This window comes from Mesorhizobium sp. M8A.F.Ca.ET.218.01.1.1 (genome assembly GCF_004791165.1).
Taxonomy (GTDB): Bacteria; Pseudomonadota; Alphaproteobacteria; order Rhizobiales; family Rhizobiaceae; genus Mesorhizobium.
Genome location: NZ_SRUZ01000004.1, coordinates 509,257 through 519,759, shown reverse-complemented (window position 1 = coordinate 519,759; position 10,503 = coordinate 509,257). Strand labels below are relative to the sequence as shown.

General features: G+C 62.7%; 10 protein-coding genes, 1 tRNA gene and 1 pseudogene. 6 read left to right on the top strand and 6 right to left on the bottom strand.

Annotated elements, in window-relative coordinates; genetic code table 11:
* Positions 1–71: 71 nt before the first annotated feature.
* Positions 72–1,118: an aminotransferase class I/II-fold pyridoxal phosphate-dependent enzyme gene (locus tag EN861_RS18505; protein WP_135864833.1), complete on the top strand. Its 1,047-nt coding sequence runs from the start codon at positions 72–74 to the stop codon at positions 1,116–1,118.
* Positions 1,115–1,978 carry a hypothetical protein gene (locus EN861_RS18500; protein WP_135864831.1) on the top strand — a complete coding sequence of 288 codons (864 nt, stop codon included), beginning with the start codon at positions 1,115–1,117 and terminating at the stop codon, positions 1,976–1,978. Before EN861_RS18505 ends, EN861_RS18500 begins: the two co-directional genes overlap by 4 nt.
* 64 nt (positions 1,979–2,042) lie before the next feature.
* Here EN861_RS18500 and EN861_RS18495 read toward each other — a convergent pair whose 3' ends face one another.
* From EN861_RS18495 to EN861_RS18480, 4 genes are all read right to left on the bottom strand, one after another.
* Positions 2,043–3,098, bottom strand: a complete 1,056-nt coding sequence (locus tag EN861_RS18495; RefSeq protein ID WP_127277308.1) for a DNA polymerase III subunit delta' — start codon at positions 3,096–3,098, stop codon at positions 2,043–2,045.
* A complete protein-coding gene (gene tmk, locus EN861_RS18490; RefSeq protein ID WP_127277306.1) occupies positions 3,095–3,769 on the bottom strand; it encodes a dTMP kinase in 675 nt (224 codons plus the stop codon). The genes EN861_RS18495 and tmk overlap by 4 nt, the downstream gene beginning before the upstream one ends.
* 81 nt (positions 3,770–3,850) lie before the next feature.
* Positions 3,851–5,014 (bottom strand): D-alanyl-D-alanine carboxypeptidase family protein, encoded by a 1,164-nt coding sequence (locus tag EN861_RS18485; RefSeq protein WP_189343670.1) that lies wholly within the window; start codon positions 5,012–5,014, stop codon positions 3,851–3,853.
* 94 nt (positions 5,015–5,108) lie between these two features.
* The gene (locus EN861_RS18480) at positions 5,109–6,332 is read right to left on the bottom strand and encodes a septal ring lytic transglycosylase RlpA family protein (RefSeq protein ID WP_127277302.1); all 1,224 of its coding nucleotides are present in this window, start codon (positions 6,330–6,332) and stop codon (positions 5,109–5,111) included.
* 265 nt (positions 6,333–6,597) lie between these two features.
* Here EN861_RS18480 and EN861_RS18475 point away from each other — a divergent pair.
* Both EN861_RS18475 and EN861_RS18470 read left to right on the top strand, forming a co-directional pair.
* Positions 6,598–6,687 (top strand) — tRNA-Ser (locus EN861_RS18475).
* Positions 6,688–6,869: 182 nt separating this feature from the next.
* Positions 6,870–7,103: a hypothetical protein gene (locus tag EN861_RS18470; protein ID WP_127872417.1), complete on the top strand. Its 234-nt coding sequence runs from the start codon at positions 6,870–6,872 to the stop codon at positions 7,101–7,103.
* A gap of 99 nt (positions 7,104–7,202) precedes the next feature.
* Here the strand turns inward: EN861_RS18470 and EN861_RS18465 are convergent, their stop codons facing one another.
* Positions 7,203–7,916 (bottom strand): SDR family NAD(P)-dependent oxidoreductase, encoded by a 714-nt coding sequence (locus EN861_RS18465; protein WP_135864829.1) that lies wholly within the window; start codon positions 7,914–7,916, stop codon positions 7,203–7,205.
* 133 nt (positions 7,917–8,049) lie between these two features.
* Here EN861_RS18465 and EN861_RS18460 point away from each other — a divergent pair.
* Positions 8,050–8,978: pseudogene (locus tag EN861_RS18460) on the top strand (LysR family transcriptional regulator).
* A gap of 53 nt (positions 8,979–9,031) precedes the next feature.
* Here EN861_RS18460 and EN861_RS18455 read toward each other — a convergent pair.
* Entirely contained in the window at positions 9,032–9,268 is a 237-nt protein-coding gene (locus tag EN861_RS18455) for a hypothetical protein (protein ID WP_127277298.1), read from the bottom strand.
* A gap of 326 nt (positions 9,269–9,594) precedes the next feature.
* Here EN861_RS18455 and EN861_RS18450 point away from each other — a divergent pair, with 326 nt between their 5' ends.
* Complete coding sequence (locus EN861_RS18450) at positions 9,595–10,461, top strand: sterol desaturase family protein (RefSeq protein ID WP_127277296.1); 867 nt, start codon at positions 9,595–9,597, stop codon at positions 10,459–10,461.
* The last annotated feature ends 42 nt before the right edge of the window (positions 10,462–10,503 follow it).

Genomic DNA, 10,503 nt, shown 5'->3' with positions numbered 1-10,503 from the left:
GTGACGGGCAAAGGCAGATCCGCATGGCCACGACCACACAATATGATCCGCGACCGAATCTCGATCTGCGCTTGCGCCAGGCCGGCGCGAGCAAAACCGTCTACGCCCTCGTCACCCCCGAGATCGAGGCGGTAAAGGCCGAATTGCTCGGCAACAATACCGGAAATGGCCCGGACCTGGTCCGTGCGGCCTATCTCGATCAGTTTCGCCATGCCTGGACCGGAAAGCAGAACGCGCTGCACAAACGGTTCTTCGACACCTGGCTCGGTTGGGCGAAGCCGATGGCGCCGTTGAACACGGCTGACTTTCCATTCAGCTATCCGACCGCGGGTGCAAGCGAGCCGCTTTTTCACCTGATTGCCGATTACGGCAACCGCGCGCGCCTCGATGGGTTCTCCCCTCGCCTTGCAATCTTTCGTGGCGAGTATGAGGGCTACAGAGCCTATGCTGAAGCCTGCGGCATTCCGGTGACGGAATATGACCGCCACGACTGGCGCGATACGGCCGACACCATCGATCCCCAGCATCTGCTGTGTCTCAGCCAACCCTCGGCCATTGACGGAATGGTATGGCCCGAAGCCAACGCATTTCTTCGCCGGCTCAGCGGGCGCGCGAACCCGGCCCAGGTCGTCTTGGATTTGACCTATGTCGGGGCAACCGCCGAGCCACCGTCGGAAACGATCCTCGCCGACGCCCCTTGCGTGAGTGCCGTGGTGATCAGCCTGTCCAAACCGTTCGGCACCTATTACGACCGCATAGGCGGTGTGTTTTGCCGATCGGAGAATCTCGGCCTGTTCGGCAATCAATGGTTCAAGAACCTGACGTCGCTGCAACTGGGAATCCGGCTGATGGAGCGGTTTGACGTGTTCGCCATGGCGCGCCGCTACGGCGCGGTTCAACATGGCGCTGCAGAACATGCCGGCCAGGCTCTCGGCCTCGCCCTGGTGCCGGCGGACGTCTTCATTCTTGCCCAGGCATCGGCAGGGGCGGACGGGGATTCGGACATGGCCTCCTACCTTACCCGCGCCCCTGGCGCGATCGGTGCTCGGCCCCGCCTGTGTCTCACGCCAGGCATGGCGGAGCGGATCGGCATGGCCCCTCCTGGACCGGTTTCATGAAGCATCTAATCCCGCTGGTCACCCGCGATGACGTCCATGCCCACTGCCTGGCTCACTGGAAAACGGATGCATTCCGATCCTCGCATCGCGAGGGCGGCTACATCTACGACGTCGTCGATCAGTACGCCCGCCTGCCGCGCTTCACCTGCGAGACCACCAACGACCGCCTGGAACGCGCGCACTTCTGCACCTGGTGGGGGCTGACGATGCGCCGGGACGACTATGCCGCCGCGGCCGTCGAGGATCTCTACATTCTGCATGAAATCTGGCACGCCGCGCACATGCCCTTCATACCGGGCATCGGGTTCGAGGCGTTCCACGGCAAGATGGAGCGCAACGAGCTGGAAGCGAGCGTCGCTTCCGAACTGCTGGTCTATTTCAAGATCGATGGACTGAGGGAAAGCGCGTTTCCGCATCCCATTTATGCGGACCGGTTTCTCAATGATCCGGCCATGCGGCTTCTATGGCGCGAGAACGAAGTCGTCGCCACCAACACGCTGCTCGAAGCGCGGCGAAACGTCATGTACTCGAAGCCCGAAGGCGACATGGACCTGAGCGAGCGCTGGATCCGCAAATTCACCATGCAGAACCGGCAATGGTCGATCGTCTGGGCCGACCGCTATCCCGACATCGAGGACCATATGCATCGGTTCCAGCAGATGGCACATGGCGGCGACAGGAAGGGGGCCGCCGACTTCCATGTCGACTGGATCGAAGCCGAGGCCGCCAGCGATGCCGTGGACCACATTCCTTTCCGCGACCAGGCGCTGCTGTTCGCCACGATCTATTGGGCCAATCGCGCCAAATATGATGCCGCGCTCAACGGTGCCGCGAGCAAGCCGGCGCGGATGACGATCTGAATAGCCCGGCCGCGATCCGGTCCAACGGCTGCCAACGGGTGGCGATTGCCGCCCCAGATGACCGTCACACGCGCATAGCCGAATTCAGTCGATCGATCATGGTCAAGGCATGCTGCTTCTTGTCGAGATTGTAGGTATCGGTTTCCGATATGGCGTCCAGCGCCTCATGCCAGCTGTCCGACAGTGTCTTGGCCCGCGCAAGGTCGCCGGCCAGCGCCGCCTGGCTTGCCGCGTCTGACAGAAGGTCCAGTGCCCGGCGGTTGAAGATGTCGAACTGGATCGCCTGATCTCGGCCCGCGACGGCTTCGGCCAGGCGATAGGCGCCGCCAATATCGCTCTTTCCCTTCGCCACCAGGCCATCGAGCGTCTGTGCGATCTCCAACCCGCCATATTGCGTCAACAGGATCGCGCTGCGGGCGCTTCCCCCTGCCCGCTCGACCAGCGCGGCTCGCGCGGCCGGATCGTCCGGCGGCGGCGGTTCCGCGGTCTCCAGCACCGCCATCAGCTCGTTGGCGTCGAGCGGTGTCAGCCGCACCACCTGGCAGCGCGAGCGGATCGTCGGCAGCAGACTGCCCGGCGCATGGACGATGAGAATGAACAGGGTTCGTGCCGGCGGTTCCTCAAGATTCTTCAGCAAGGCATTGGCCGCATTGGCATTCATGTCGTCGGCCGGATCGACGATCACCACCCGGTAGCTGCCGTCGTGCGACGTCAGCGACAGGAAGCGGCTGACCTTGCGGATTTCGTCGACGGTGACGACGGTCTTGAAGCTCTTGGTCTTGTCGTTCAAGGGGCGGGTCAGGTGCAGCACTCCGGGATGCGCCCCGGTGGCGATCTGGCGAAACAGCGGCGAGGCCGGATCGGGAACCGCCAGGTTGCCGGGTGCCTGGTCGAAGGCCGGGTGCTTCAAAAGATGATGGGCAAGGTGGAAGGCAAACGTCGCCTTGCCGATTCCGACAGGTCCGGCGAAGATCAGCGCATGCGGCAGCTTTCCCGCCCGATAGGCGGCGGCCAACATGGTGGCGGCCTGCCCGTGCCCCACCAGACGCGGCGTTTCGGAGGGTTCCGGCACACCGTCCAGCGTATCGTGCTGTTCCGGCGCGATGCGTTCGAAAATCATACCGGTGCGACCTGCCTGTTGCGCTCGGGCGCCCTTGCCTCCAGTGCCGCGAACACGGCCGCGGTGACGACGTCCTCCACCGTGTCCGGATCGGCGGACCCATCGACGACGATGCAGCGCTCCGGCTCTGCCGCCGCGATCGCCAGGAACGCTTCGCGGCGGGCCTGGTGGATGGCCACCGTCTCCTTTTCGAAGCGGTCGGCGGCGGCATCGCTGCCGCGCCGCAAGGTCGCGCGCTTCAGACCCTCGGCCGGGTCGATATCGAAGATCAGCGTCATGTCGGGCATCATGCCGTTGATGGCGACCTGTTCCAGCATGGTCATGAACGCCGGATCGATCCCGCCCGTAACGCCCTGATAGACACGCGAGGAATCCAGGAAGCGGTCACAAAGCACGATGGAGCCGCGCTCGACGGCCGGACGGATGACCTGCTCGACATGGTCGGAACGCGCGGCGGCGAAGAGCAGCGCTTCCATCTTCGGCCCGAACGGTTCGGCAGCACCTGAAAGCAGCACATGCCGGACCGCTTCGGCGCCCGGCGAGCCGCCCGGTTCACGCGTGCGCAGGACATCATACTTCTTGGCGCGCATCTTTGTGGCCAGCCGCTCGATCTGTGTCGACTTGCCTGCGCCTTCGCCGCCTTCGAAGGTGATGAAAAATCCGCGCGCCAAACCGAGGGCCTTTGTTCGTGTTCGAGTGGATTGTTGCGCTCTAGATAGTCCGCGTTCGGGAAAACGTCCATGCCGTCGGTGTTATCGAAGCCAGCCGATAGCCAGTTCCTTGACGGCATCGAGCGCGCGTTGCGGCAACGTGCCGACGCCGATCGTTTCGGCGGCGAACAACGGTGTCTCCTGGCTCAGCGTGTCACCGATCCAGACGCGCAGGGCGCCCACCGGTTGCCCCTCCTCCACCGGAGCGGCGACCGGCCCGGTGTAGACGATTCTCGCCGTCAGCTTGTCGCGGTTGGTGATCGGCAGGAAGATGTCGATCGGACCCTTTGCCTTCAGCGTCACACCGGATTTCGCACCGCCAAAGACCTGGGCCTCTCCGACCACCTCGTCCTTGGCGAAAATCTCGGTCTTCTCGAACGAACGAACGCCCCAATCGAGCAGTTTGCGCGCCTCTTCGGCACGCTCCTTGTCATTGACCAGCCCGCTCATTGCAGCGATCACCCGCTTGCCGTCGTGGCTGACCGAAGCGACGATGCCGAAGCCGGATGTCTCGCTTGCGCCGACAGCCAGGCCGTCGGCGCCGATGTCCATCGCCAGCAGCGGGTTGCGGTTCCTCTGCGAGATCTTGTTCCAGGTGAAATCCTTCAGGCCATAGTAGCGATAGAAATCGGGGTATTCGCGCCGCAGATGGAGCGCGAGCTGCGCCAGTTCGCGCACATTTGTCTGCTGGCCATCGGCCGGCAGGCCGGTCGAATTGACGAAAGTCGAAGTCTTGAGGCCGATCTGGCGCGCGCGTTCGGTCATCTCTTCGGCAAAATTATCCTCCGACCCGGCCATGCCTTCGGCGATGACGATGCAGCCGTCATTCGCGGCCTGCACGGTCACCCCCTGGATCAGGTCCTCGAGCCGGATCGCCGATTTGAGCTTGGCGAACATCGTCGAGGTCCCCGACGGCGCGCCACCTTTGCGCCAGGCGTTCTCGCTGACCACGAACGTATCGTCGAGTTTCAGGCGCCCGGACTTGAGGGCGTTGAAAACCACTTCCATCGTCATCAGCTTGGCCATCGAGGCCGGCGGAATGGGTTTGTCGGCATCTTTCGAAAACAGCACCGTGCCGGTGTCGGCATCGATCATGAAGGCCTGTGCGGCCTTGGTTTCGAAAAGCTGCGCTTGGGCCGGCGAAAGCATAAGCAGCAGGCCAAGGAGAACAAACCCGGCGAAAGGCTGTAGCAAGCGAAATTGCATGAAAAGCGACCCGTTGGCCGGCCCCTCCGGCGTGCCGAAACTATCGGGCTTTTTCGGCGAGGGATCAACTGCCGGCGGCACGCCGGCTCTCGGATCAGTCGCGCACGACCAGCGCGTCGGGCGCGCCGTGGGACCATGCCGCCTTCAGCAACTCGTCCAGGTCGCCATGGCCGTCCGGATAGAGGTTGACCGCATACCAGTCATTGCCGTCGAGATCGGAGCGCTGGATTTCTATTCTGCCGAAGGACTTTAGCGCCGAGGCCACACGTTTGGCCTCGGTGGCATCGTCGAACGTGCCGGCGGCGACATAGTCGGAGCTGGACGGCGTCGCTTGGCGATCGGTCTTTTTCCAGGACCGCAGGATGTCTGCGGGTGACATGCCGCTGTCGTCCAGCGCAGCAAAGACATCCGCGCGATGGACGCGTTCATCCGCATAGGACAGCGAGGCCATGGCGAACGGCGATTGCGGCGGCAAGCCGATCTCGGGACGTTCCGGCACGATCGGTCCGAAATCGGGCAGCGCCAGATCGCCGAAGGCCGGCGACTGCGCGGACATCTGCGCCTGGACCGGGATCGCGGCATCGGTCAGCTGACCTGGAAACGGCACGGCGGCAGAACCCACCGGAAGGCTCGGCGACGGTCCGTTCATGGCCACCATGACGCCGGTCGGCAGGCCATCCGATGGATCCGGTATGCGGTTGCCGGGATGGTAAGAGGCCATCAGGTACTGATCGTCATTGCCGTCGAGCGGCGCGCGGCCGACATATTCGACCTTCACCTTCGCGGTGCCGACCTTGTCGTAGTCGAGCATCTGCGCGGCACGCTCCGAGACGTCGATGATGCGGCCCTCATGGTATGGGCCGCGGTCATTGACGCGCACGATGACCGAACTGCCGGTTTCGAGGTTGGTGACGCGGGCATAGCTGGGCAGCGGCATCGTCGGATGCGCCGCCGTTAGTTGCGCCGTGTCGTAGACTTCGCCGTTGGCGGTCAGCCGGCCATGGAAGGCGTCGCCATACCACGAAGCCAGGCCGACCTTGGCGTAGCGCTTCTCTTCCTTGGGATAATACCACTTGCCGCGCACCTGATACGGCTTGCCGAGCTGGTCGCGGCCGCCGCCGCGCCGCATGAAGGCAGCGCGCGGACTGGCCTTCACCCCATATTCGGTCTCGGCGAAATATTCCTTGGAGCGGGTCTTCTTGTAGACCATGCCCTTCGGCTCGGGCTGCGACGCGCAAGCGGCAAGCAATGCAGCCGACGCCGCAAGCAACGCAACCGTGGCAACGCGACGAAGACGCGGGTGCGTCACAGCCTGCATTCTTGATTGCCCCCTAAAGTCTCGACCAACAACATCGTGTCCGACCATCAGAGAGCCACGCGCTCACTCGACAATGCCAACGACGTCTCGGACCCCGATCCTTTGTGCGCAGGAATTGTTTATCACGGTATTAACCGATTGTGGCCGGAACCGGGCAAGATTGTGACGCGGCTTGTCCTGTCCCGGGGCTTGGAGAAGCGCCGCTTCACGCAAGCCGGTTGACAGGCCTTTGCCGGGCACACTAGAGCAGTGGCCGGCAGTCACCGGAGGGATGGCCGAGCGGTTTAAGGCACCGGTCTTGAAAACCGGCGTGGGCGCAAGTTCACCGTGGGTTCGAATCCCACTCCCTCCGCCAGAACGACGGCAATGTACGCCTGTGACCCCTGCCCGGAAAATCGGTTTCGACCAGGTGACGTGGGGGAGCAAAATGCCCGAAATAACGTGGGACGCCGCCGCAAGATGGGCGGTTGAAGTAAGAAAGCCCCCAAAGCGGCCCGACTAACTGGAACGTTGTAGCAGGTAGGCGCGTTGTCGCGCATGCTCAAAAATATCGCCTTCGCCGCGCTTCTCATACAAGTCGCTGCCGTCTCGGCATTGACCACCCAAACGCTGCTTTTTTCATCAGCGTCCACGCAGGCATCGAGCGTTCCGCTGAATGAACCTGTCGCCACCGCGAAAGACTGCGCGAAGGCCACCCGGCCGGATTTTCCTGTTCACTGCGTAGAGTACGTCCAGGTCCGAAAGCTCATCGCCATGACGGCGGCTCAATAAGGGCCAGATGCAGAAGCCGCCAGCGGTCGCGGTACCACTTTATTTCGTGTGGCCGCGGACAAGCTGGCGCTCGTCGCCGCGCAGGCATCGCGATGGGATTTACCAGGGGACGGTGCGTCCGAGATAGTCGACATAGTGCAATCCCTGGCTTCCCTTCCTGGCAAGCAGAACGTTGACGAGGCTCGGCACGCTTTCCTCGATGCTCAGCCTTCCATCCGGCCCTCCCAGCTCCGTACGGACCCAGCCGGGCGCCATCAGCACCATGGCACGCGATGTTGCGGCATGGCGGGCGGCGAAGCTTCGCATGAACATGTTCAGCGCCGCCTTGCTGCCCCGGTAGACCTCACGTTGACCTGTCTCGTTGTTGGAGATGCTCCCCTGCCCGGACGACATCACGCCGATCAGGCCGGCAGCTGGAACAAATGGCGCCAGGCTCTCGAGAACACGCATCGGGCTGAGTGCATTTGTGATCATCACGCGCACGAACTCGTCGGTCGTCACATCGGCGATCGTCTCAGCGGGGTTGTTGCTCACGCCGGCATTGACGAACACCATGTCCAACACCCTGCCCGACAGCCGGTCGCGCAAGGCCGTGACCTGATCGGGTTCGCAGATGTCGACTGTCTCGATTTCGAGCCGGCCTTCGAACGCGTCCGCGAGGTCGTGCAGCTTGGTCCGGCCGCCTTCCCGGACCGTGCCGATGACGTTCCAGCCTTTCCCGAGGAACTCGGCCGCCATTGCATGGCCGAGGCCGCGCGACGCGCCGATGATGAGGACTGTACCTGACGGGGTGTTCAAAACGCTTGCGGGCATTGGGCGATCTCTTTCGTTGGTTGGTGACCGCAGATATGGGCAAGCGGAAGCCATGCGCCAGGCGCGCCAGATTCAAACTATGGTTGCATCCGACGCTATGTCTGGCAAAACACCTGCGATAAGGCTGTGTGCCATGGACAATGTGGACTTGAACCTTCTCGTAGCGCTCGACGTCTTGCTCGCCGAAGGCAGCGTGACGGGGGCGGCCCGCCGGCTCGGCTTGAGCACCTCGGCGATGAGCCGGACACTCGCACGACTTCGCGCTGCCACCGGCGACCCGCTGCTCGTGCGAGCCGGACGCGAACTTGTGCCCACGCCGCACGCTACGGAATTGCGCGATCGCGTCCATGAGTTACCCGGGATGTAAGATCAGTCCTGCGGCCGCAAAACATGCGCGTGGACCTGGCCGGGCTCGAATTGACGTTCACCATTCGCGCCAGCGAAGCGTTCCTGGAATTCCTTGCCGGCCCGGTCGTGAATGCGGTCACCCGTGCGGCGCCTCGTGTCCGCCTACGCTTCGCACCCAAGCCCGACAAGGACGCGCGCCCGCTTCGGGAAGGCCTCATCGATCTGGAGATCGGTTTGCTTGGAACGTCCGCGCCCGAGATACGCACCCAGTTCCTGTTCCACGACAAATATGTCGGCGTGGCCCGGGCTGGACATCCGCTTCTGACAGACGCCGGCGTTACGCCCGAACGCTATGCCGCCTGCAAGCATGTCGTGGCGTCACGGGAAGGCAATGTCGCCGAGCCGATCGATGGCGCCTTGCAGAAGCTCGGCCTTGGACGCACCGTCGTGGTTGTCGTGCCCGGCTACCCCGATGCGATACGGATTGTGCGACAGTCGGATCTGGTCGCGACCGTGCCGGGCTCGTGTTTCGGCAGCACAAGTGCAGGCGACCACGCCATCACGGCAGGTCTCGAGAGTTTCGAGCTCCCGCTTCCCATTCCTCAGTTCAAGATATCGGCGATGTGGCATCCTCGCATGGACGCCGACCCGGCCCATCGTTGGCTGCGCGATACCGTGATGTCGGCCTGCCGGGCGGCATATGCGCGGCGATGAAGGCGTGATCACGCAACGACGGCAAGCCCACGCCATGCCAAGCGGCGACCTGCTCAGTCCGACTGCTGTGTGCGCTCCGCGATGGCAAATGCCTGCAGGTTCCTGGCCTTGCCGATGTCCTGATCCGCGTTTGCGATGATCGAGAAGAAGGCTGCTCTGGCAATATCCTTCTTCGAGGCCTTGGGGTGGGCCTTCCGGGCGGCTTTGACAAGCTGCTTGGGAGACATGCCGGGCGTGACGATCCTCATGAGGGTGTCGCCGATCGCACTCATTTCACTCGCGTCCGTCATGGGCGTCCCTGTGCTGACCGTAATGCCATAATAGCAAGGACAACTCGCGACCGACAATATGGTTCTGGAAATGAAAAACCCCGCCGGCAGGGACCGGAGGGGTTAGTCCTGGGAGGACGCGCGTTGCGCTGCGTTCGACAAGCGCGCGCCGACCAGGTAGCGCCAGCTTGCGACACGGATGTGACACCCGGCGAGCGCGTTTGTCACATGACAAGCGAGGAACGATGCAAGCGGTCGGCATCAAGCCTTTGGAAAGGAGAAATGTGGTTCTGTTCGGGAGCTGAAGCGCCGGGTGCGCTGACCAAAGGCAAGGCGATAGCGGTCGAATGGATATCTTTGGCATCAAGGGGCTGTTGATCTGCGCGCTGATCTTCATTCCGTTCGAGCATCTGTTTGCCGAGCGACCGCAGAAGATCCTGCGCAAGGGCCTGGGTGTCGACCTGATCTACGTGCTGTTCAACGGCCTCGTGGTAAAGGCAGTAATAATTCTGATAGCGGCCAACGCACTCGAAGCCGCTGCGATGCTGATCCCGCGATCGGTAACGCTTGCGGTCGGCGGCCAGCCCATCTGGCTGCAGGTCGCCGAAATCATCGTGATTTCCGATATAGGCGTCTATTGGGCACACCGTGCGTTTCACGAAATCCCCGCGCTGTGGAAGTTCCATGCGGTTCATCACGGCATTGAGGAACTGGATTGGCTCGGCGCATTCCACTCTCATCCCGTCGACGCCATCGTCACGAAGGCAATTTCGCTGACACCGATCTTTTTTCTCGGATTCTCCGAAGCCTCGATCGCTGTCTTTTCCATCATCTACTTCTGGCACACGCTGCTTGTTCATTCGAACTTGCGGATTCCGTTCGGCCCCTTGAAGTGGCTCATCGCCAGCCCGCAGTTCCATCGCTGGCACCATGCCAACCAGCGCGAAGCCTACGACAAGAACTTCGCCGGACAGTTGCCCTTCCTCGACGTGGTGTTCGGCACGTACAATGCGACTGGCAACAAAGTGCCTGAGAAATATGGCGTCGACGATCCAGTCCCCTCCAGCTACTTCGGACAGATCGGCTATCCGCTGCGGCGCCGCAGGACACGATCGGATCGGGCAGTGCGTGACGGCGAAGCCCTCCACGAAAATCAGCCGGCGCGAAACAAGCAGGATCGAACGGCAACAGGTGCGGTCAATATCGGCCCTTAGGCAATGCAATCTCCCCTGTCGTGTCGCCTGATGGCAGCAGAA

What these genes read in the sequence shown, in the direction of transcription:
- EN861_RS18500 (WP_135864831.1), top strand. Translation starts at nt 1,115, where the DNA reads ATGAAGCATCTAATCCCGCTGGTCACCCGCGATGACGTCCATGCCCAC.
- EN861_RS18465 (WP_135864829.1), bottom strand. Translation starts at nt 7,916, where the DNA reads ATGCCCGCAAGCGTTTTGAACACCCCGTCAGGTACAGTCCTCATCATC.
- EN861_RS18470 (WP_127872417.1), top strand. Translation starts at nt 6,870, where the DNA reads ATGCTCAAAAATATCGCCTTCGCCGCGCTTCTCATACAAGTCGCTGCC.
- EN861_RS18485 (WP_189343670.1), bottom strand. Translation starts at nt 5,014, where the DNA reads ATGCAATTTCGCTTGCTACAGCCTTTCGCCGGGTTTGTTCTCCTTGGC.
- EN861_RS18480 (WP_127277302.1), bottom strand. Translation starts at nt 6,332, where the DNA reads ATGCAGGCTGTGACGCACCCGCGTCTTCGTCGCGTTGCCACGGTTGCG.
- EN861_RS18450 (WP_127277296.1), top strand. Translation starts at nt 9,595, where the DNA reads ATGGATATCTTTGGCATCAAGGGGCTGTTGATCTGCGCGCTGATCTTC.
- EN861_RS18455 (WP_127277298.1), bottom strand. Translation starts at nt 9,268, where the DNA reads ATGACGGACGCGAGTGAAATGAGTGCGATCGGCGACACCCTCATGAGG.
- EN861_RS18495 (WP_127277308.1), bottom strand. Translation starts at nt 3,098, where the DNA reads ATGATTTTCGAACGCATCGCGCCGGAACAGCACGATACGCTGGACGGT.